At 64.9% G+C, this 22,249-nt stretch carries 21 protein-coding genes; 3 read left to right on the top strand and 18 right to left on the bottom strand.

The window, feature by feature from the left end:
- Positions 1–30 precede the first annotated feature (30 nt).
- From NCS58_RS07545 to mltG, 9 genes are all read right to left on the bottom strand, one after another.
- Positions 31–1,101: a glycosyltransferase family 4 protein gene (locus NCS58_RS07545; RefSeq protein ID WP_061117612.1), complete on the bottom strand. Its 1,071-nt coding sequence runs from the start codon at positions 1,099–1,101 to the stop codon at positions 31–33.
- Positions 1,102–1,367: 266 nt separating this feature from the next.
- The gene (gene otsA, locus NCS58_RS07540) at positions 1,368–2,753 is read right to left on the bottom strand and encodes an alpha,alpha-trehalose-phosphate synthase (UDP-forming) (RefSeq protein WP_250476633.1); all 1,386 of its coding nucleotides are present in this window, start codon (positions 2,751–2,753) and stop codon (positions 1,368–1,370) included.
- Between the two features lie 92 nt (positions 2,754–2,845).
- Positions 2,846–4,084 (bottom strand): mechanosensitive ion channel family protein, encoded by a 1,239-nt coding sequence (locus tag NCS58_RS07535; protein WP_061117344.1) that lies wholly within the window; start codon positions 4,082–4,084, stop codon positions 2,846–2,848.
- A gap of 182 nt (positions 4,085–4,266) precedes the next feature.
- Positions 4,267–4,623, bottom strand: a complete 357-nt coding sequence (locus tag NCS58_RS07530; RefSeq protein ID WP_061117345.1) for a Rap1a/Tai family immunity protein — start codon at positions 4,621–4,623, stop codon at positions 4,267–4,269.
- 106 nt (positions 4,624–4,729) lie between these two features.
- Positions 4,730–5,518 (bottom strand): ankyrin repeat domain-containing protein, encoded by a 789-nt coding sequence (locus NCS58_RS07525; RefSeq protein WP_086960872.1) that lies wholly within the window; start codon positions 5,516–5,518, stop codon positions 4,730–4,732.
- Positions 5,519–5,573: 55 nt separating this feature from the next.
- Positions 5,574–6,359, bottom strand: coding sequence for a TatD family hydrolase (locus NCS58_RS07520; protein ID WP_250476632.1), 786 nt, complete (start codon positions 6,357–6,359; stop codon positions 5,574–5,576).
- 28 nt (positions 6,360–6,387) lie between these two features.
- Entirely contained in the window at positions 6,388–7,428 is a 1,041-nt protein-coding gene (locus tag NCS58_RS07515) for a DNA polymerase III subunit delta' (protein WP_250476631.1), read from the bottom strand.
- 20 nt (positions 7,429–7,448) lie between these two features.
- Positions 7,449–8,069, bottom strand: coding sequence for a dTMP kinase (gene tmk, locus NCS58_RS07510; protein WP_250476630.1), 621 nt, complete (start codon positions 8,067–8,069; stop codon positions 7,449–7,451).
- Positions 8,070–9,080, bottom strand: coding sequence for an endolytic transglycosylase MltG (mltG, locus tag NCS58_RS07505; protein ID WP_250538194.1), 1,011 nt, complete (start codon positions 9,078–9,080; stop codon positions 8,070–8,072).
- Between the two features lie 104 nt (positions 9,081–9,184).
- Between mltG and NCS58_RS07500 the strand changes: the two genes are divergently transcribed.
- Complete coding sequence (locus NCS58_RS07500; RefSeq protein ID WP_250476629.1) at positions 9,185–10,183, top strand: folate-binding protein YgfZ; 999 nt, start codon at positions 9,185–9,187, stop codon at positions 10,181–10,183.
- A 12-nt stretch (positions 10,184–10,195) separates the two neighbouring features.
- Positions 10,196–11,017, top strand: a complete 822-nt coding sequence (locus tag NCS58_RS07495) for an NRDE family protein (RefSeq protein WP_250538193.1) — start codon at positions 10,196–10,198, stop codon at positions 11,015–11,017.
- 5 nt (positions 11,018–11,022) lie between these two features.
- Here the strand turns inward: NCS58_RS07495 and NCS58_RS07490 are convergent, their stop codons facing one another.
- The 9 genes from NCS58_RS07490 to NCS58_RS07450 form a co-directional block, all read right to left on the bottom strand.
- Positions 11,023–11,976 (bottom strand): alpha/beta hydrolase, encoded by a 954-nt coding sequence (locus NCS58_RS07490; RefSeq protein WP_250476650.1) that lies wholly within the window; start codon positions 11,974–11,976, stop codon positions 11,023–11,025.
- Between the two features lie 50 nt (positions 11,977–12,026).
- A complete protein-coding gene (locus tag NCS58_RS07485) occupies positions 12,027–12,887 on the bottom strand; it encodes an SDR family oxidoreductase (protein ID WP_250476628.1) in 861 nt (286 codons plus the stop codon).
- A gap of 16 nt (positions 12,888–12,903) precedes the next feature.
- Positions 12,904–13,908 (bottom strand): NADP-dependent oxidoreductase, encoded by a 1,005-nt coding sequence (locus NCS58_RS07480; protein WP_061117354.1) that lies wholly within the window; start codon positions 13,906–13,908, stop codon positions 12,904–12,906.
- A gap of 30 nt (positions 13,909–13,938) precedes the next feature.
- Positions 13,939–14,418, bottom strand: a complete 480-nt coding sequence (locus NCS58_RS07475; protein ID WP_061117355.1) for a PaaI family thioesterase — start codon at positions 14,416–14,418, stop codon at positions 13,939–13,941.
- A gap of 5 nt (positions 14,419–14,423) precedes the next feature.
- The gene (locus NCS58_RS07470; RefSeq protein WP_061117356.1) at positions 14,424–14,726 is read right to left on the bottom strand and encodes a Dabb family protein; all 303 of its coding nucleotides are present in this window, start codon (positions 14,724–14,726) and stop codon (positions 14,424–14,426) included.
- Between the two features lie 70 nt (positions 14,727–14,796).
- The gene (locus tag NCS58_RS07465) at positions 14,797–15,975 is read right to left on the bottom strand and encodes an acetyl-CoA C-acyltransferase (RefSeq protein WP_250538192.1); all 1,179 of its coding nucleotides are present in this window, start codon (positions 15,973–15,975) and stop codon (positions 14,797–14,799) included.
- A 15-nt stretch (positions 15,976–15,990) separates the two neighbouring features.
- On the bottom strand, positions 15,991–16,626 hold the full coding sequence (gene pncA / locus NCS58_RS07460) for a bifunctional nicotinamidase/pyrazinamidase (protein ID WP_409219260.1): 636 nt from the start codon (positions 16,624–16,626) through the stop codon (positions 15,991–15,993).
- Positions 16,619–18,703 (bottom strand): 3-hydroxyacyl-CoA dehydrogenase NAD-binding domain-containing protein, encoded by a 2,085-nt coding sequence (locus NCS58_RS07455; RefSeq protein ID WP_250476624.1) that lies wholly within the window; start codon positions 18,701–18,703, stop codon positions 16,619–16,621. Before NCS58_RS07455 ends, pncA begins: the two co-directional genes overlap by 8 nt.
- A 167-nt stretch (positions 18,704–18,870) precedes the next feature.
- The gene (locus tag NCS58_RS07450) at positions 18,871–20,529 is read right to left on the bottom strand and encodes a 3-(methylthio)propionyl-CoA ligase (protein WP_061117360.1); all 1,659 of its coding nucleotides are present in this window, start codon (positions 20,527–20,529) and stop codon (positions 18,871–18,873) included.
- 172 nt (positions 20,530–20,701) lie between these two features.
- On the opposite strand from NCS58_RS07450, the gene NCS58_RS07445 reads away from it, so the two are divergent.
- A complete protein-coding gene (locus tag NCS58_RS07445; protein WP_250476649.1) occupies positions 20,702–22,225 on the top strand; it encodes a YdiU family protein in 1,524 nt (507 codons plus the stop codon).
- Positions 22,226–22,249 lie beyond the last annotated feature (24 nt).

Raw genomic sequence — 22,249 nt, 5'->3', positions numbered from 1 at the left:
CGGCGGTTTTTTTTACGTCTTTTCGAACGATCAGGGGCTCGTCGCGCGGTCGATCACCTTGAAGCGCGCACGCTTTTGCGCGCGCACGACGGCCTGATATGCCTCGAGATACTGCCGGGCCATGCGATGCGACGTGAAGCGCTCCTCGAAGCGCGCGCGCACGCGCTCGCGCGACAAGGTGTGCAGGCGATTCACCGCAGCCACCGCGCCGATTTCATCCTCCACGATGAACCCCGACACGCCTTCATCCAGCACTTCCGGCACCGAGCCTCGATTGAACGCGATGACAGGCGTGCCGCACGCCATCGCTTCGATCATCACGAGCCCGAAGGGCTCCGGCCAGTCGATCGGGAACAGGAGCGCATGGGCGCCCGACAGAAATTCGGCCTTCTGACTGTCGTTGATCTCGCCGACGTACTCGACATACGGCAACTTGAGAAGCGGTGCGATTTCGCGCTCGAAATACTCGTGATCGGCGAAATCGACCTTGGCGGCGATCTTGATCGGCAAACCGCAGCGGCCCGCGATGCGAATGGCCGTATCGACACGCTTTTCCGGCGAGATGCGTCCGAGGAACGCCAGGTACTTCTGCTCCACCGGCTGCGGCGTATAGAGCGTCTCCGGCAGGCCGTGATAGACCGTGCTGATCCACTTCGCCTGCGGCAGCGGATGACGCTGCGCATCGGAAATGGAAATCACCGGCGCCGTATTGAACGTATCGAACACCGGCTGCTGCTCGGGAAGATCGAGACGGCCGTGCATGGTCGTCACGAACGGCGTGTCCTGGCGCTTGAAGAGCGAGAACGAGTAATAGTCCATGTGGAAGTGCAGGACGTCGAACTCTTCGGCGCGGCGGCGCACGAGCTCCATCAGCAGCATGTGAGGCGCGATGCGGTCGCGGATCGCCGGATCGAGCCGCAACGCACGCGGCCAGACGGGTTCCAGGTTGGCGCTGGTCTGCGAATCGCCGGTGGCGAAAAGCGTGACGTCATGACCGAGCTCGACGAGCGCCTCGGTGAGGTACGACACGACGCGCTCGGTTCCGCCATACAATTTCGGCGGCACCGACTCGGTCAGCGGAGCAATCTGGGCAATTCTCATCGTTGTCGTCTCCATGCGGATATCGGCGTGCAGCACGGACGTCGTACCGGCCCGGCGCGCATCGAGTATGACAGCGCGCCGAAAGGTCGGCCAACAAGGTTTGCCCTTACGCGTAATTCCGTCTCGCGTTGTCCGCCCGTGCCTGTCACGCGCCGGCAGTCGCCTGCGCGATGCACACCATATTGAGCGCGATGCCGACCGCCCGTGGCGTCTCTTGCACTTTCATCGCTCTGTTACAGGGGCGAAACATCCGTTTCGCGCGACGGTTACGCTTTGGGGTCGCCGCGCAGATCCGCGAGAAAGTCGTCGCGCCACACGCCCAGATCGTGCTTGCGCAACGCGGTCATGTTGGTTTCGTAGCGCTGCTTGCGCTCGGCGAGCGGCATCGCGAGCGCGCGCCCGATCGCCTCGCTCATGCCGACGATGTCGTGTGGATTGACCATCACCGCGCCGGTCATTTCGTCAGCGGCGCCGGCGAACTGCGAGAGCACGAGCACGCCGGGATCGTCCGGATTTTGCGCGGCGATGTATTCCTTCGCGACGAGATTCATGCCGTCGCGCAGCGGCGTGACGAGCCCGATCTGCGATTCGCGAAAGAGCGACATCAGTTTCCATCGGTCGTAACGCTGGTTGAGATAGCGTATCGGCGTGTAGTCGAGGCCTGAATAGCGCCCGTTGATACGCCCCGCTTCGTACTCCAGGTTCTGCCGGATCTGCTGATACGTTTCGACGTCCGAGCGCGTCGGCGGCGCGATCTGCACGAGCGTGACGTTGCCGCGCCACTCGGGCGACTTCTCCAGAAAATGCTCGAACGCGCGGAAACGCTCGACGAGCCCTTTCGAGTAATCGAGCCGGTCGACGCTCATGATGAGCTTGCGGCCTTCGAGGCTCTGCTTCAGATCCATCACGTCCTGGCGCGCTTCGCCGCGTTCGGCCTGTTCGGCGATTTCGTCCGGAAAAACGCCGATGCGATACACGTTCGTCCTGAGCTTCCTGCCGAACGCTTCGACGTGGCCGTCGGGCGTCGCGGTGCCGTGCGCATGCCGGATGATGTAGTCGTGAAACGCGACGCGGTCCCGCTCGGTCTGAAAGCCGACCACGTCATAGCAGCACAGGGACTTGACCAGTTCCTCGTGCGGCGGAATGTTCAGGAAAATCTGCGGCGACGGAAACGGGATATGCAGGAAGAAGCCGGTGCGATTGGTGATGCCCGCCGAGCGCAGCGCCTCGGCGAACGGGATCAGGTGATAGTCGTGAACCCAGATGATGTCGTCGGGCTCGAGCAGCTTGATGAGCTTGTGCGCGAGCCACGCGTTCACGCGCCGGTAACCGGCGTATTCATCGCGGTCGTAGACGGCGAGATCGTTGCGATAGTGAAAGACCGGCCACAGCATCGCGTTGGAGAAGCCGCGGTAATACTGGTCGTAGTCCTTCTTCGGCAGGCCGACGGTCGCGAAGGTCACCGCGCCGTCCTGTTCGAGTTTCGGCCCCTGATTGGCGACGGTTTCGCTCACCACGTCCCCGCTCCAGCCGAACCAGACGCCGCCACTGTCCTTCAGCGCGCCGAAGACGCCGACGGCGAGGCCGCCTGCGGAGCCCTTGGTTTCGGTCGGCGTGGCGACCCGGTTGGATACGACGACGAGACGGCTCATATGCTTTCCTTGTCCTCTTCGAGATTTTCTTGTTCAGGATAAACCCGAAATTTTCGACTGGAGAATGCGGTGCGGGTTTCCTGTCGATGCCGTCAGTGCTTTCCGGCAGGCGCCGGCGCGGTGGACGCCGACGAATGCGCGCGAGGGTCCGGGCCGGTCGGCTCACCGCGGCTCGCGACCGGATCGGCGGGCGTGTTTGCCGTGCTGCCGACATGCGTCGTGGCCGCGCGATCGAGCGGCGGCGCGAAGTCGACGTGATGTTCCCGGTCTGTCGACAAATCCGCGCGCGCGCGCGGCAGATACTGCGGATACGCGGCCTGCACGAAGTTCACGAGCCCTTCGCGCACGCGGCAGCGCAAGTCCCAGTTGAGTGCCGAATCGAAGGAACTGACGAGCACGCGAAGCTGCATCGCGCGGTCCGTGGCGTCGGTGACTTGCAGCACCTGCACGCGGCCGTCCCATTCCGGCGCGTGTGCGAGGATGCGCTCCAGTTCCTCGCGCAGCGGCGCGATCGGCATCCGGTAATCGACGAACAAAAACACCGTGCCGATGATCTGCGAGCTGTTGCGCGTCCAGTTCGTGAACGGATTCTCGATGAACCACTGTAACGGCACGATGAGGCGTCGCTGGTCCCAGATGCGAATCGACACGTACGTGCCGGTGATCTCCTCGACGCGCCCCCATTCGCCCTGAATCACGACGACATCGTCGAGGCGAATCGGCTGCGACAGCGCGATCTGCAATCCCGCGATCAGGTTGCCGAGCACCGGCCGCGCCGCGATACCGGCGACGAGACCGGCAACGCCCGCCGACGCGAGCAGGCTCGCGCCGATCTGCCTTACGCTCGGAAACGCCATCAGCGCCGCGCCGAAGCCGATGATCACGATCACCACCATCACCGAGCGCGCGAGCACGCGCGCCTGCGTGTGGATGCGGCGGGCGTTGAGATTGTCGTCGGTGTCGAGCGGATGCGCCTGCACGATCGCCTCGCCCACCGCGCCTGCCGAGCGCGCCGCGAGGAACGTGAGCGCGCCGATCAGCGCGACGGTTTCGACATCGCGCAGCACGCCGATGAACGGCAGCGTATCGGGCGCCTCGAAGATCATGAAACCGATTCCGAGGATGATGAGCAGGACGAGCGCGGGCGTGTCGACGTAGCGCAGAACGACGCTCATCAGCGGATACGGCCGCGCGATGCGCGTGAGGATGCGCGCGCCGATCCGATGCACGCCCACCGCGACCGCCACCGCGATGGCGGCCACGACGAGGGCGCCGGGCCACGTGCCGAGCGGCCGTTCTGCGAGGTTCAGGAAGTGATCGAATGAGAGCATGAGCGTCGCGGGATCGGCCTCGTGAAAGTGGAAGCAGCGAGGTGGATACGGCGGTCGCATCGCACGGATGCGGGATGCCGCGAAATGCAGCCGCGGTGGCCGCCCGGGCGCGGCCGTGGCGCATGTCGCGCCGGCAAGCACGACGCCGGGACGCGCGCTGGCGTCCTGGCGTCAAAAGACGTTCAGCGCTCCGCTTTGCAAGGGAACGCCTTGCCGAGGCCGAGCGAGACCATCGTGGTCGCGTTGAAATCGGCCTTGTCGGGATTATTGGCGATGTACTTGCGCACCGCGTCCGTAAGCTGCTGCGGCTTCACGTCCGCCGGCAGGCAGAAGTACTGGCCGATCTGCGGCCCGGAGGTTCCGCCGATCGCCTCGATCGTGTTGTAGATGCCGTCCGCCGCGCCTTCGATATAGGCCGCGCAGGCAGTCCGCGAGTTGGGATCCGTTTTGGTGCAGAGCTTGTTCAGATCGTTGCCGGTAAACGCAAACGCGCAGACGGGCGTCGCGAGAGCACAGGCGAGGACGAATTCCCGCAGCATGGTCTTCCTTTTATGGTGAGCGGCGGCTTGAATGGGGCAACCGGTTCGGGGCGATGCGCGGCCGCGCCTGGCCGCGCCTGCCCCGGAGCTTGACTGTCGCGCTGCGTTATTTTGCACCGTTTGAGCCGCTTTGCGGAGCGCCGCCGCCTTGCGGCATCGAATCCAGACGCGCCTGCAGGCCTTCGGCGACGTCCTTCTCGTTGTACTTGCGGGCGAAGTCGACCGCCGTCAGGCCGAGCTGGTTCTTCACGCGCAGATCCGCGCCTTCGTCGAGCAGCAGCTTGCAGGTCGAAAGATGACCGCCGCGCGCGGCCATCATGAGCGGCGTCGTGCCATTCGGCGAACCGGCGTCAATATAGGCGGAATGGTCGACCAGTATCTTCACGATGTCGTCATGGCCGTTGGTCGCTGCGTAGTGCAAAGGCGTCCAGCCCTTCTTGTTCACTTCGGCATCCTTTGCGATCAGCAGGTTCACGAAGGTCGCGTCGCCGTTGAGCGCGGCGAGCATCATCGCGTTTTCGCCGGCCGGGTCGAGCTTTTCCAGATCCGTCTTCGGGTTGTCGGCGAGCAGCTGGCCGACCTTGTCGGACTTCTCGCGCGCGGCGATCACGATGATCGGCGTGCCCGTGTTGTCGACCGTATTCGGGTCCGCGCCCTGCGCGAGCTGCTTCTTGACGGCGGATACGTCGTCGAACTTGACCGCCTTGATGAGCGAGTCCACGGATGCGGCCCAGACCGGCTGCGCAATTGCGCACGCTGCGAGGAGCGCACCGGCGACGAGGCCGCGCACGGCCGCGCTTTTTCGCGGATTGCGTGCGTGATGTGAATCGGGTGCACGGGAAACGTTTGGCGCGCTCGCCACGGACTGGGTGGAAACCATCGGGGAATTGTTCATAAGTGACCTTCGGATTGCCTTGAAACAGGTTGTTCGCGCGGCCGCCCGGCCGCCCTCAGGCTGGCCGCGCGATCTTGAAGAGCCGGAAGAAGTTGTCGGTGGTTGCCTGCGCGATGGCTTCTTCCGGCTGCTCGCGCAACTGCGCGATGAAACGTCCGACATAACTCACGTACGCAGGTTCGTTCGGCTTGCCGCGATACGGCACCGGCGCGAGATATGGGGAATCGGTCTCGATGAGCAGGCGCTCGAGCGGCACGCGGCGCGCAACGTCCTGCACATCCTTCGCGTTCTTGAACGTGACGATGCCGGACAGCGAAATGTGGAAGTTCTGTGCGAGCGCCCGTTCCGCGATCTCCCACGGTTCCGTGAAGCAATGCATCACGCCGCCCGGCACGCCGGCGCGCTCTTCCTCCATGATCCGCAGCGTGTCATCCGACGACGAGCGCGTGTGGATGATGAGCGCCTTGCCCGTCTTGTGCGCGGCCCGGATATGCGTGCGAAAACGCTCGCGCTGCCATTCCATGTCGGCGATGCTGCGCCCTTCCAGACGATAGTAGTCGAGCCCGGTCTCGCCGATCGCGCAAACCTTCGGGTGCGCGGCCAGTTCGACGAGTTCCGCGACGCTCGGCTCCTTCGCCTCCTCGTGATCCGGATGCACGCCGACGGACGCGTACACGTTGTCGTGCTTTTCGGCGATTTCGAGGACCGAAGGCAGCGTTTCCAGATCGACCGATACGCACAGCGCATGCGTCACCGCGTGCGCGCGCATCTTGTCGAGCACGTCGGGCAGACGGTCGGCGAGTCCTTCGAAGTTGATGTGGCAATGTGAATCGACGAACATCCGGTGCTCCTTAATGCAGGTGCTGCGCTCAGGCCGTATAGATCGCGCGGTAGCCGATGAACAGCTCCTCGAACACGAGGCGCGCATTGAGCGGGTGATTTTCCACCGCGCGCTGCCGCGTGACGGTCTTCATGTAGCGCGCGAGCGCGGCGGGATCGGCGCTTTGCGCGCAACGCGCGAGCGCTTTCGCCGCGCCGGGAAAATAGCGCGGCCGGCGCGCCGTGCGCTCGGCAAGCAGATCGTACAGCCAGCGTTGCAGCCAGCCGAGCACGAGCGGCACCGGCAGCTTCTGGAGGTTTTCTCCGCAGGCGAAGGCGTCGCAATTCGGGCCGGCGGCAAGTTGTGCGAGTGTGAAATCGCGCAACGCGTGGTTTTCGTCGTTGGCCAGCGCGAGCGCGGCAAGCGGCGCGCCGCCTGCCTGCGCGAGCAGTTCCGCCGGGTTGTCCACGCCCTGCGACGCGAGCCACGCGCTCGCCTCGTTTTGCGGCGGCACGCTCATCGGCCATTGACGGCATCGGCTGATGATGGTCGGCAGCAGCCGGTCCACGCGCGCCGACACCATCAGAAACACCACGCCCGATGGCGGCTCTTCGAGCGTCTTCAGCAACGCATTCGCCGCCGCGACGTTGAGCGCTTCGGCCGGATACAGCACCACGACGCGCATGCCGCCCCGATGGGAGCCGACACCGCAAAAGTCCAGCAGCGCGCGCACCTGCTCGATCTTGATTTCCTTGCTCGGCGTGCGGGTCTTCTTGCCTTCGTCGCCATCGGCTTTGTCGGCGGATGCTTCCGCTGCGTCGCCGTTGCCGGCAGCGAGGCCTGCAAGCGCTTCAGGCAGCACCGCCCGGTAGTCGGGATGATTGCCTTGCGAAAACCACAGACATGCCGGGCAAGCGCCACACGGCTCGCCATTTGCCGCGGGCGTCTCGCAAAGCAGTCCCTGCGCGAGATGCTGCGCGAACCGGAGCTTGCCGATACCCGCTTCTCCGTGAAGCAACAGCGCATGCGGCCAGTGCGCGCGCAATTGCTGGAGACGCTGCCAGTCGTCGGTTTGCCAAGGGTAGATCATCAGTATGTTTCTATATCAAATCAGAGGCTTGCAAGCAATTCTTGAAGTTCTTTCCGAATATCGTCGATGGACCGGGTCGAATCGACGATGAAAAATCGCTGCGGCGATTCCTCCGCGCGGCGCAGATACTCGTTGCGCGTGCGCTCGAAAAACGCCTCCGATTCGCTCTCGAACTTGTCCGGCGCCCGGGCCGCCGAGCGGCGCTGGCTCGCGGTGTCGGTCGGCACATCGAAAAGCACGGTCAGGTCGGGCTGAAAACCACCCTGCACCCAGCGCTCCAGCGCTTCCAGCTTGTCCCGCGGCAGGCCGCGTCCGCCGCCCTGATACGCGAAAGTCGCGTCCGTGAAACGGTCCGACAACACCCAGTCGCCGCGCGAAAGTGCCGGCTCGATCACCTGCGCCAGATGTTCGCGGCGCGCGGCGAACATCAGCAGCGCTTCGGTTTCGAGATCCATCGGCTGATTCAGCAGGATGCCGCGCAGCGTTTCGCCGAGCGGCGTGCCGCCCGGTTCCCGCGTCATCGCCACACGATGTCCCCCCGGCTCCAGTTTCGCTTCGAGGCGCTGGCGGAACCAGTCCAGATGCGTGGTCTTGCCCGCGCCGTCGATGCCTTCGAACGTAATGAACTTGCCGCGCGCCATTCATTGACCCCGGATGTATTTGTCGACGGCCTTGTTGTGGTCGCCCAGATTGTCGGAAAAGATGCTGCTGCCGTCGCCGCGCGACACGAAATACAGCGCGTTGCTCGCGGCGGGATTGAGCGTGGCATTCAATGCGGCCACGCCGGGCAGCGCGATCGGCGTCGGCGGCAGGCCCATGCGCGTGTAGGTATTGTACGGAGTGTCCGTCTGCAGGTCTTTTTTCTTGAGTTTGCCGCCGTAGGCGGGGCCGAGGCCGTAGATCACGCTCGGGTCGGTCTGCAGCGGCATGCCGATACGCAACCGGTTCGCGAACACCGCCGCGACGAGCGGCCGGTCCGAGGCGCGTCCCGTCTCCTTTTCGACGATCGACGCCATGATGAGCGCCTCATAAGGCGTCTTGTAAGGCAGATTCTGCGCGCGCGTGTTCCACGCTTCGGTGAGGCGCGCCTGCATCAGCCGATACGCGCGCTTGTAGACGGCGAGATCGCTCGTGCCCTTGTCGAAGAGATAGGTGTCAGGGAAGAACAGACCTTCGGCCGATGCCTTGTCGACTTCGGTCGCGCCGATCGCCCGCAGCAGGTCGGTGTCGGTCATGCCCGCCGTGTCGTGCGTGAGCGCGGGGTTGCTGTCGAGCTCGCCGCGCATCTTTTGCAGCGTCCATCCTTCGATGACGGTGGCGACATATTCGTTCACGTCGCCGCGCGCGATCTTCTCCAGCACCTCGTAAGGCGTGATGCCGCTCTTGAACGCGTAATTGCCTGACTTCAACTGCGCGGACAGCCCGAGCACGCGCGTCATCAGCACGAACAATTCGGGTTCGACGGGCACGCCGCCACGGTTCAACTGGGCGCTCACGCTGCGCAGGCTGCTGTGGGGCTTGATGGTGACGTCGAGTTCGGGCGTCGGCAGGGTCAGGGGCCGGTTGGCCCACCAGTACAGGCCGCCCGCGACGGCCGCCGCGAGCATCGCGACGAACACCGCCGCCACGACGCATTTCTTGAAAAGGGACATGCGAAACACGCTTGAGATAAGACCAATATAATAACTTGCCGCCTGCGTCAGAGCCGCTTTCTGCGGCTTGCGCCCAAACGATAGGATTGACAGCCCGCCCGCTCATGAATTCCCAGACCATCGCCCTCGCCCCCTCAGACTTCGAAGCCGTCAGGACCGCCGGCGCGTACATGCCGCTCACCCAGTTCGGCGTGATCGACGTCAAGGGCGAGGACGCCGCCTCGTTCCTGCATAACCAGATCACGAACGATGTCCAGCATCTCGATGCGTCGACCGCGCGCCTCGCCGGCTACTGCTCGCCGAAGGGTCGCCTGCTCGGCTCGTTCCTGATGTGGCGCACGGCCGATGCGGTGCGCCTCCTGATCGCGCGGGACGTGCAGGCCGCCGTGCAGAAACGCCTGTCGATGTTCGTGCTGCGCTCGAAGGCGAAGCTCACCGACGCGACATCCGAAGTGGGGGCGATCGCCTTCGCGGGCGACGTGCGCGCGGCGCTCTCCGGCATTTTCGATGCGCTGCCCGACGGTGTGCACGTGAAGGTCGAAGGCCCGCACGGCTCGCTGATCCGGGTGCCGGATGCCGCGCATCGGCCGCGCTTTCTGTGGGTCGGAGCGAAGGCCGATGTCGAGGCGCAAGTCGCGAAGCTCGACGAAAAACTGACACGCGTGCCCGAGCAGATGTGGGACTGGCTCGACATCCACGCGGGCGAGCCGCGCATCACGCACGCGACGGTCGAGCAGTTCGTCCCGCAAATGGTGAACTTCGACGTGCTCGGCGCGGTGAACTTCAAGAAAGGCTGCTATCCGGGACAGGAGATCGTCGCGCGCAGCCAGTATCGCGGCACGATCAAGCGTCGCACGGCGCTCGCCCACGTCGACACGCGCACCGATGCCGTCCTGCCCGGCGCCGAACTCTTCCATTCCGACGATCCCGGCCAGCCGTGCGGGCTCGTCGTCAACGTGGCGCCTGGCGAAAAAGGCGGCGTGGATTGTCTCGTCGAGATCAAGCTCGCCGCGCTCGAAAACGGCTCGGTGCACGTCGGCGCGGCCGATGGCCCCACGCTCGGTTTCGTGCCGCTGCCCTACGCTTTTCCCGCCGACGCCTGAGGTTGCGCCCGCATGTGTCTGATCGTCTTCGACTGGCAGCCGGCGGCTTCGCAGGAAAACAGCCGCGCCTTGCTGACGCTCTCGGCCAACCGCGACGAATTCCTGCGCCGCGACGCCGAGCCGATGCACTGGTGGAACGATGCGCCCGGTGTCCTCGCGGGTCGCGATCTGACGGGCGGAGGAACGTGGCTCGGCGTCTCGCGCGACGGCCGTTTTGCGGCGCTGACGAACTATCGCGCGCCGGACGACATGAAGCCGAACGCGCCGACGCGCGGCACGCTCGTGAGCGCGTTTCTCACGGGCGAGCGTGTGGCGCCGCTCGACTATTTGCAGCACGTGGCGCGCGAAGGTCATCGATATAACGGCTTCAACCTGCTGTGCGGTGATTTCACGCGACGCGAGCTCGGCTGGTACGGCAATCGCGCCGATGCACCGCCTTCGTTGCTCGACGCAGGCGTGCACGGCTTGTCCAACAGTCTGTTGAACACGCCGTGGCCCAAGCTCGTCGCGCAGCGCGAGGCGCTGTGCGAGCTGATTCACGCCGATGAACGCCCGTCGCTCGACGTGCTCATCGGCACATTGCGCGATCCGCGCATCGCGAACGACGAGCATTTGCCGTCGACGGGCATTTCGATCGAGCGGGAGCGCGTGCTGTCGGCGGCGTTCATCGAAACGCCCGATTACGCGACGCGCAGCACGACGGCTTTGCGCGTGAACCTGTCGACGCGCGGGTTATCGCTGGAAATCAAGGAACGGAGCGACGATGACGGCTCGCATCGGATCGTGCGGCCGGGGGCGTTCGAGCGGGCGTTTGCGTTCGAGATCGAAGGCTGAGCGCATCACTCGAACGCCGCCCGCAACGCCCTCACCGCGTGCGCGTGCGCCTCGGCGACTTCCGGCACGAATCCGCCCATCTTGAAGAACTCGTGAATCATGCCTTCATGGCGCGTGAGCGTGACCGGCACGCCAGCCTTTTCGAGCGTGGCGGCAAATGCGATGTCCTCGTCGTACAGCGGATCGTGATCCGCCGCCGCGATCCAGGCGGGCGCGACGCCCGTGAAGTCGGGCACGCCGCCCGCCGCATCGAGCGGCGCGAAGCGCCAGTCGTCGCGGTCGCGGTCGTCGCGCAGATATTGCGCAAAAAACCACTGGATCGTCTCGCCGGAAAGCAGATAGCCATCGGCGAACCGCGCATGCGAGGCGCTCTTTTGCCACGCACTCGTGCCCGGATAAATCAGCAATTGCAGCCGCAAATCAATGCCGGCATCGCGCGCGAGCACCGCGCACACGATTGCGAGCGTGCCGCCCGCGCTGTCGCCGCCGACGGCGAGCCGCGCGGGATCGATGCCGAGCGTCGGCGCTTCGCGGGCGAGCCATTGCAGCGCGTCGAAGGCGTCGTTCACCGCGACGGGAAACTTGTGCTCCGGCGCGAGCCGGTAATCGACCGATACCACCGCGCAGCCCGCGTCGTGCGCGAGCTTGCGGCACAGCGCGTCATGCGTCGACACGCTGCCGACCGTGAACCCGCCGCCATGCAGATACATGAGCCCCGCGACGGGCTCGGCCCAGCCCGGCTCGACCGGATGATAGATGCGCACACCGATCGTTTCGCCATCGCGCACGGGAATGAGCAGATCTTCGACGCTGAACATCGGCAGCGGCGCGATGTCGAGGATCTGCGCGCTCATCGCGTAGGCGGCGCGCGCCTGTTGCGGCGTGAGTGTGTGATAAGGCGGTCGATTCGCGCGCGCGACCATCTCCAGGATTTGCGCGATCTTCGGATTGAGCGGCATCGGCGGTATGAGCGTCAAAGGGGCACGATGATGCCACGAACCGCGCGGCATCAGCGCGGTCGTTTCAGCGACATCGGGTCGGTCGGGTTGCGCAGTTGCGCGATGTCGTCGAGGCGCAGTCGCACCGACGGCATGATGTTCGGATGCGTGATGACATAGAAGCGCCCTTCGCGCACCGCATCGAACGTCAGCCGGGCGACGTCGCGCGCGGACAGCTTGCCGCCTTCCACCGCCCTCGTGAGCTGCCGCGCCGCGAGCTTTTGCGATGCCGTAAGAGGCGTTTCGTTGGCGAGCGCCTCGGGCCGCGAGCGTTCGGCCCGGGCAATGCCGGTCGGCACGAACGCGGGACACAGGAGCGACACACCGATCAGCGACGCGCCCGCGAGCCGCAAGTCGTGATGCAGCGTCTCGGTCAGCGCGACGACCGCGTGCTTCGATGCGTTGTAGACGCCCATCGCGGGCGCGGCGAGCAGGCCCGCCACGGACGCCGTGTTGACGATATGCGCCGGCTCGTTCTGTTCGAGCATGATCGGCACGAACGCGCGCAGCCCGTTCGCGACGCCCATCACGTTCACGCCGAAGACCCACTGCCAGTCGTTCGGGCTGTTCTCCCACACGAAGCCGCCCGCGCCGACGCCCGCGTTGTTGAAGAGCAGATGCACGCCGCCGTACGCATCGAGCGATGCGCGCGCGAGCGCTTCGACCTGAGCGGCGTCCGATACGTCCGTCGTGACGCCGATCGCGTCGCCGCCTTGCGCGCGCACCGCGTCGACGGTCGCGGCGAGCGCGGCGGCGTCGAGATCGGCGAGCACGAGCTTCATGCCGAGCGCCGCGCCCTCCTTCGCGAACTCGCGCCCGAATCCGCTGCCCGCGCCGGTGATGACGGCGACCTTGCCTTCGAAACGATCCACGTGCGTTCCTTCGCGATCAGACGAGCTTCACGAGTTGCTTGCCGAAGTTCTTTCCGCGCAAGAGGCCGAGGAACGCCTCGGGCGCATTCTCCAGCCCTTCGGCGATGCTCTCGCGAAAATGCAGCTTTTTCGTCGCGACGCGCTCGGCGAGCTCCTTCAGCGCTTGCGGCCAGACATCCAGATGTTCGTAGACGATGAAGCCCTGCAGCTTGAGCCGCTGGGTGAGGATGAGTCTGGGCGCGTTCATCGGCATGGGCTTGCCGTCATAACCGGAGATCATTCCGCACACGGCGACGCGCCCGAACGCGTTCATGCGCGCGAGCACGGCGTTGAGCGTTTCGCCGCCGACGTTTTCGAAGTAGCCATCCACGCCATTCGGCGTCGCGGCCTTCAGATCCTCGTAGAGCCTGCCCGCCTTGTAGTCGACGCACGCATCGAAGCCGAGCGTCTCGACGACATAGCGACACTTTTCCGCGCCGCCCGCGATGCCCACCGCCCGGCATCCCGCCGCCTTCGCCAGTTGCCCGACGACGCTGCCCACCGCCCCGCTCGCCGCGGAGACGACGACCGTCTCGCCCGCCTTCGGCTCGATGATGCGATTGAGCCCGTACCACGCCGTGACGCCCGGCATGCCGACCGCGCCGAGATACGCGGACAGCGGCACACGCGACGCATCGACCTTGTTCAGGCCGCGGCCATCGGACGTGCCGTATTCCTGCCAGCCGAGCACGCCGACGACGCTATCGCCCACCGCGAACGCCGGATTGCGCGATTCGCTCACGACGCCTACGGTGCCGCCGATCATCACTTCGTTGAGCGGCTGCGGCGCGGCATACGATTTCGCATCGTCCATGCGGCCGCGCATGTACGGATCGAGCGACAGATAGTGATTGCGCACGCGCACCTCGCCGTCCTGCAGCGGCGCGAGCGGCGTTTCGACCAGCTTGAAGTTCGACACCGACGCCTCGCCTTGCGGACGCGACACGAGCAGGATCTGGCGGTTGATTTGTGCATCTGCCATGCGGATTCTCCTTCGTATTTTTTTGACGACTCAGGCGTCGCTCGGACCGGGCGTCGCCTTCGGATCGGATCGCATCTTCTGCCTGACGATGTCGCGTCCGACCGCGAGCCGCTTCATGTACTTGAACGTGCCGAGCGCCTTCGCGACGAAGTGGCCCTCGCTGTCGCGGATCTCGCCTTCGCAATAGGCCATCGTCGTCGAGCGATGCAGCACGCGGCCATAGCCGCGCAGTTCGCCGCGGCCGGGCTGCATGAAGTTGACTTTCATCTCGACGGTGACGACCCCGATGCCGTCGCCCGCGACGCTGCGCGCGGCTAGCGCAAGCGATGCGTCGAGCAGGGTCATCGTGACGCCGCCGTGCGCGATGCCCCAGGTGTTCATGTGCGCTTCCTGAAGCGGCATGCGCACTTCGCTCTCGCCGTCGGCGGCCTTGACGAGCTGCACGCCGAGGGCGTCGATGAAGGGGCTTTCGATCGAGACGTTGCCGGCGGATGGTTCGGAAGAGGACATCGCGCTCACACTTCGTAGTCGACGCACTGCCGGTCTTCGCGGATCGCCGCGACGAAGTCCTTCAACGCCTGATGCTTCGGATGAACCTGATAGGCTTCGAGCGCGGCCTTGTCGTCGAAGTCCGAGACGAGCACGACGTCGTACGTGCAATCGAAACCCGGCTGCGCGGTGCCGACTTCGAAATGTCCTTGCCCCTTGACGATGCTGCGGCAGGTTTCGAGCTTCGCCTTCAGTTTTTCGGCGTTCTCGGCGCGGCTCGCGCCCTCGGCATTTTCCTTCAGCTTCCACATGACGATGTGACGTAGCACGGCGGCTCCTGTTGTCGAACGAGACCTGAAGCGTAGCAAAAATCGCCATGCGGCGAAGGACGCGCAACCGTCACACGATTTCGAACAGCCCCGCCGCGCCCTGTCCGCCGCCAATGCACATCGTGACCACGACGAACCTCGCGCCGCGCCGCTTGCCTTCGATGAGCGCGTGTCCCGTCAGACGCGCGCCCGAGACGCCATACGGATGCCCGAGCGCGATCGCGCCGCCGTTCACGTTCAGACGGTCGTCCGGAATGCCCAGCTTGTCGCGGCAATAGAGCACCTGCACGGCGAACGCTTCGTTCAACTCCCACAGGCCGATATCGTCGACGGACAAGCCCGCGCGTTTCAGCAGCTTCGGCACCGCGAAGACCGGACCGATACCCATCTCGTCCGGCTCGCAGCCCGCGACCGCGAAACCGCGGAAGATGCCGAGCGGGACAAGCCCCTCCTTCTCGGCGAGCGTCGCGTTCATCACGACGCACGCCGATGCGCCGTCCGAAAACTGGCTCGCGTTGCCCGCGGTGATGACGCCGCCCGGCAGCGCGGTCCGGATGTCAGACACGCCTTGGAGCGTCGTGTCGGCGCGGATGCCTTCGTCGGCGGCGAGCGTCACTTCCTTCGTGAACATGCGCCCCGTGGCCTTGTCGGCGATGCCGGCGAGCACGGTGATCGGCACGATTTCATCGTCGAATCTGCCAGCGGCTTGTGCCGCCGCCGCGCGCTGCTGCGAACGCACGCCGTATTCGTCCTGCCGCGCCTTCGATATCTCGTAGCGCTTCGCGACGTTCTCGGCGGTCTGCAGCATCGACCAGTAGATCTCGGGCTTGTTCTGGTTCAGCCAGCCATCGGTCAGCATGTGACGGTTCATTTCGTTTTGCACGCACGAGATCGATTCGACGCCGCCCGCGACGTAGACATCGCCCTCGCCCGCGATCACGCGCTGCGCGGCGAGCGCGATCGTCTGCAAGCCCGACGAGCAGAAACGGTTCACCGTCATGCCGGGCACGAAGACGGGCAGCCCCGCGCGCAGGGCGATCTGCCGCGCGATGTTCATGCCCGTCGCGCCTTCGGGATTCGCGCAGCCCATGATGACGTCTTCGACGCGCGCCGGATCGATGCCCGCCCGTTCGACGACGGCCTTCGTCACATGGCCGCCGAGCGTCGCGCCGTGAGTCATGTTGAGCGCGCCGCGCCATGATTTGGCGAGCGCGGTGCGCGCCGTCGATACGATGACTGCATCGGTCATGTCGTCTCCCTTGCTTTAATTGAGTATGTCTGCCGACTTCACACGTTGTACGCCGGCGTCGCGCATGTCCTGCCATGCCTTGTCGAGCGAGCCCTCGAGATCGATCGCGCGGCACGCGTCCTCGATCACGATCACCTCGAAGCCCGCCGCGCGCGCGTCGAGCGCGGACCACGCGACGCAATAGTCGGTCGCGAGTCCCGCGAGCCAGACGCGCTTCGCGCCGACGTTGCGCAGATAGCCTTCGAGGCCCGTCGGCGTCGCGCGGTCCGCTTCGAGAAACGCCGAGTAGCTGTCGACATGCTCGTGATGTCCCTTGCGAATCACGAGCCGGGCATGCGGCACGTGCAGATCGCGATGCAGCGCCGCGCCTTGCGTGTCCTGCACGCAATGGACCGGCCACAACACCTGTTCGCCGTAAGGCAGCGTCATCATCTCGAACGGTTGACGGCCCGCGTGATTCGCCGCGAACGACACATGCGCGCGCGGATGCCAGTCCTGCGTCAGCACAACGTGCGAGAACGCGGGGGCAAGCCGATTGACGATCGGCACGACTTCATCGCCGCGCGCGACGGCAAGCGCGCCGCCCGGCATGAAGTCGTACTGCACGTCGACGACGAGGAATACATCTTCAACGGGTTTCATCTCAGTCATTGAAGTGGCCATTCGATTGCGCGAGCGCCGTCACGAGCGCGGCGGGTTGCCACGCATCGCCGTTGGTCTGCTTCGCGTACTTGCGCATCGCGCGTTCGACGTTATAGAGGCCGATGGTGTCCGCATAGAGCATCGGCCCGCCGCGCCAGAGCGGAAAGCCGTAGCCCGTCAGATAGACCATATCGATATCCGACGCCTTGCCGGCGATGCCTTCCGCCAGAATCTTCGCGCCTTCGTTCACGAGCGACAGCACGAGCCGCTCGACGATCTCTTCATCGCCGAACTTGCGTCGCTCGACGCCACGTTCCTTCGAATACGCAACGATCATGTCGTCGACGAGCTTCGATGGCGCCGCGTCGCGCTTGCCCGGCTGATAGTCGTACCAGCCCGCGCCGGTCTTCTGCCCGAAGCGGCCCATTTCGCACAGTCGATCCGCGACGCGCGAATAGTGCAGATCCGGCTGCTCCCGATAGCGGCGCTTTCTGATCGCCCAGCCGATGTCGTTGCCCGCCAGATCGCTCATGCGAAACGGGCCCATCGCAAAGCCGAAATTTTCTATCGCACGATCGATCTGCGCGGGCAGCGCGCCTTCTTCCAGCATGAAAAGCGCTTGCCGGATGTACTGCTCGATCATCCGGTTGCCGATGAAGCCGTCGCACACGCCAGACACCACCGCCGTCTTTTTGATCTTCTTCGCGAGCTGCATGACGGTGGCGAGCACGTCCTTGTCCGTCTTCTCGCCGCGCACGACTTCGAGCAGCTTCATCACGTTCGCAGGGCTGAAGAAGTGCATCCCGATGACATCGCCGGGACGTTTGGTGAACGAGGCGATCTTGTTCAGATCGAGCGTCGATGTGTTCGATGCGAGGATCGCGCCGGGCTTGGCGACTTCATCGAGCTGGCGGAACACCTGCTCCTTCACGCTCAACTCCTCGAAGACGGCTTCGATGATCAGGTCTGCCTGCGCCAGATCGGAGAACGACAAAGTTGGCTGAATCAGCGCCATGCGCTCTTCGACTTTCTCCTGCGTGAGCTTGCCCTTTTTCACTTGGGCTTCGTAGTTGCGACGGATCGTGGCGAGCCCGCGATCGATCGCGTCCTGCTTCGTTTCGAGCAGCACGACGGGCAGGCCCGCATTGAGGAAGTTCATCGCGATGCCGCCGCCCATCGTGCCCGCGCCGATCACGCCGATTTGCGCGATTTCCCTGACAGGCGTATTCGACGGCACATCGGCGATCTTGGCGGCTGCGCGCTCGCCGAAGAACGCATGCCGCAGCGCGCGGCTCTCGGGCGTCTGAACGAGCGCGAGAAAGCATTCGCGTTCGAAGGCGAGGCCACGCTCGAAACCTTCCTTCACGCCCCTTTCGACCGCATCGATGCACTTGTGCGGCGCCGGGAAATGCTTCGCGGCCGCCGCAACGCCGTTCCTCGCGAACTGAATGAAACCTTCGGCGTTCGGATGCTCGATCTTGCGGTCGCGCACTTTCGGATGCGGACCGCCCCGGTCCGCCGCCTGACTCGCGAACGACAGCGCGCGCGCCAGCAGCTCGCCTTCGACGAGCTCGTCGAAGAGCGCGGTTCGCGCGAGTTGTTCCGACGGCACCGGTGTGCCCGACACGATCATGTTCAACGCCGTCTCCAGCCCGACCACGCGCGGCAGACGCTGCGTGCCGCCCGCGCCGGGCAGCAGGCCGAGCTTCACTTCCGGCAGCGCGATTTGCGCGCCGGGCGTGGCGATGCGGTAGTGCGCGCCGAGCGCGAGCTCGAGGCCGCCGCCCATCGCCACCGCGTGGATCGCCGCGACCACGGGCTTCGCGCTCGCTTCCAGCGCCTTGATCACGGTCATGAGTGTCGGCTCTTGCGTGGCTTTCGGCGTGTTGAATTCGGTGATGTCCGCGCCGCCTGAAAATGCCTTGCCCGCGCCGATGATGACGATGGCGCGCACGTCGTCGTCATCGTTCGCGCGCTCGATGCCTTCGACGATGCCAAGGCGCGTCGAATGTCCGAGGCCGTTCACCGGCGGATTGTCGAGCGTGATGACGGCGACGCCGCCGCGGATCGTGTAGTCCACTGCCATGAAGGTGACTCCTGTCGACGGATACCGGATGAATTGTGGTTGATGCCTGCAGAATACACAAAAAAGCACGATCGTCCAATTAAGGTGAACGTGTGCTTTGCGAGGCGCTAATGCAGAAAAGCCCCGGTACCGCGAGAGCGGACGGGGCTTTGATGCGCGCGGGCGGCCTAAACGGAGTTTTCTGCGGCGTTCGGCAGCACGTAATCGCGAAACTGCTCGCGCAGACGCACTTTCTGGAGCTTGCCCGTCGCGGTGTGCGGCAGATCCTCGGCGAACACGACATCGTCCGGAATCCACCACTTAGCAACCTTGCCCTCGAAATGCGCGAGCAGCTCCTCGCGCGTGACGGTGGCGCCGGGCTTGAGGACCGCCACGATCAGCGGCCGCTCGGTCCACTTCGGATGCGCGCACGCGATGCACGCGGCCTCCGCCACCTGCGGATGCGACACCGCGATGTTTTCCAGATCGATCGAGCTGATCCATTCGCCGCCGGACTTGATCACGTCCTTGCTGCGATCGGTGATCTGCATGAAGCCGTCCGGATCGATGGTCGCGACATCGCCTGTCGGGAACCAGCCGTCGACGAGCGGCGACTCGTCACGACGGAAATAGCGGTCGATGACCCACGGCCCGCGCACGTACAGATCGCCGAAGGACTTGCCGTCCCACGGCAGTTCGCGGCCGTCGTCGCCGACCACTTTCATGTCGACGCCGAAGAGCGTGTGTCCCTGTTTCTCCAGCGAACGCCGCTGCTCCTCCAGCGGGCGCTGCTTCTGCTTGAAACTCAGGCGTGACAAGGTGCCGAGCGGCGACATCTCCGTCATGCCCCACGCGTGGATCACCTGCACGCCGTACTCTTCCTCGAAGATGCGCAGCATCGCGGGCGGACACGCGGAGCCGCCGATCACCGTGCGCTTCAACGTCGAAAACCGCAGGTTTTGCTGCTTCATGTAGTTGAGCAGGCCCATCCAGACGGTCGGCACGCCCGCCGAATACGTGACGCCTTCGGCTTCCATCAGTTCGTAGAGCGATTTGCCGTCGAGGTCCTTGCCCGGGAACACGAGTTTTGCACCGACGAGCGGCCCCGCATGCGGAATGCCCCACGCGTTGACATGGAACATCGGCACCACGGGCAGAATCGAATCGCTCGATGACGCGCCCATCGCATCGGGCAACGCCGCGCCGTACGCATGCAACACTGTCGAGCGATGCGAGTAAAGCGCGCCCTTCGGATTGCCGGTCGTGCCCGACGTGTAGCAGAGAAACGAGGCCTGACGCTCGTCGAGCACCGGCCATTCGTAGTCGCCGTCATGCTCGCCGATGAGGCTCTCGTAGCTCATCACCGGCACGCTCATGTTCGATAGATGCTGGCCGATGCACGCGGCATCGCCGAGCGCGATCCAGCCTTTCACGTTCGGACATTGCGGCGCGATGAGCTCGACGAGCGGGCCGAAGGTCATGTCGAAGCAGACATATGAATCGTCGGCGTGATCGATGATGAACGCGATCTGATCGGGAAAGAGACGCGGATTGATCGTGTGGCACACGGCGCCCATGCCGCTCACGCCGTAGTAGCACTCCAGATGTCTGTAGCCGTTCCATGCGAGCGTGCCGATGCGCTCTCCCTGTTCGACGCCGAGCGCGGTCAGTGCCTGCGCAAGCTGCTTCGCGCGCTTCTCGCAATCGCGGTACGTGTAGCGGTGGATGTCGCCTTCGATGCGGCGCGACACGATTTCGTTGTCGCCGAAGTGACGCGAGGCATGGGACAGCAGGGACGACGCGAGCAGCGGTACTTCCATCATCTGGCCGTAAAGCGGCGACGTCATAGGCAGGGTCCTCGAATCTGTCGAATGCTGGTCGGATGGCCGGGCCGCGCTCGTGCAGGCCCGTGGGCGCGGAATTACAATATCGTTTAACTCAGAGGCGCTCAATATGTCGTTTTCCCCAAGCAATGCCGTGCGCGCGGCGCGCGACGAGACGCCCGCCGAGGCGCGTTCCATGAGCGAAATCGCCGGCGCGATTCGAGTCGGTGAACCCGGTTCGTTCGCTGCGCTCGGCAACGCGTTTCTCACGCGTCTTCCCGCCGCCCCGGTGCCCGATCCGTATCTCGTCGGGCTTTCGCGCGAGATGGCCGAATCGCTCGGTTTCGATCCGATCGTCGCCACCGGCGCCGAATCAAATGAATTCGCCGCATACTTCGCCGGCAATCCGACGCGCGACTGGCCGGGCGAATCGCTGCCCTATGCCGCCGTGTATTCGGGTCACCAGTTCGGCGTATGGGCGGGTCAACTGGGCGACGGCCGCGCGCTCACGCTAGGCGAAGTCAGCGCCGGCGAGCGCCTCGAAGTGCAGTTGAAGGGCGCGGGACGCACGCCCTACTCGCGCATGGGCGACGGCCGCGCAGTGCTGCGTTCCTCGATCCGCGAGTTTCTGTGCTCGGAAGCGATGCACCATCTCGGCATTCCGACGACGCGCGCGCTCACCGTCATCGGCTCGGATCTGCCGGTGCGCCGCGAGACCATCGAAACGGCGGCGATCGTCACGCGCGTGTCGCCGAGCTTCGTGCGCTTCGGCCATTTCGAGCACTTTTATGCGAACGATCGCATCGACGATCTGAGGACGCTCGCCGATCACGTGATCGACCGTTTCCATCCGCATTGCCGCGACGCCGACGATCCCTACCTCGCGCTGCTCGGCGAAGCCGTGCGCTCCACCGCCGATCTCATGGCGCAATGGCAAGGCGTCGGCTTCTGCCACGGCGTGATGAACACCGACAACATGTCGATTCTCGGCCTCACGATCGACTACGGCCCGTTCGGTTTCATGGACGCCTTCAACGCGCATCACATCTGCAATCACTCGGATACGCAGGGCCGCTATTCCTATGGCCGCCAGCCGCAAGTGGCGTACTGGAACCTCTTCTGTCTCGCGCAGGCGCTCGTCCCGCTCTTCGGCGAGAACCTGCCGGAGGAAGGACGCGCCGAGCGCGTGGTCGAAGAAGCGCAGAAAGTGATGGAGCGATACAAGGATCGTTTCGGGCCCGCGCTCGTCGCTAAGATGCGCGCGAAGCTCGGGCTCGCTATCGAGCGCGACGGCGACGACAAGCTCGCCAACGGCCTCTTCGAAATCATGCATGCGAACCGCACGGACTTCACGCTCACGTTCCGTAACTTGTCGAAGCTTTCGAAATCGGACGCGAGCCACGACGCACCCGTGCGCGATCTGTTCCTCGACCGCGCCGCGTTCGATGCGTGGGCCGCGCAGTATCGCGAGCGCCTGGCGCACGAGCCGCGCGACGACGCCGCACGCGCCGAGGCCATGAATCGCGTGAATCCGAAATACGTGCTGCGCAATCATCTGGCGGAACAGGCGATCCGCCGCGCGGCCGAGAAGGACTTTTCAGAAGTGGAGCGCCTGCTGGACGTACTGCGCCATCCGTACGACGAACAGCCCCACTATGAGGCCTATGCCGGCCTGCCGCCCAACTGGGCGAGCGACCTCGAAGTCAGTTGCTCTTCGTAGGATCGCCCTCATATACACGGCCTT

Source organism: Caballeronia sp. INML3B, assembly GCF_023631305.1.
GTDB lineage: Bacteria > Pseudomonadota > Gammaproteobacteria > Burkholderiales > Burkholderiaceae > Caballeronia > Caballeronia turbans.
The sequence above is the reverse complement of the archived record's forward strand: the minus strand, read 5'-3'. Positions and strand labels throughout refer to the sequence as shown.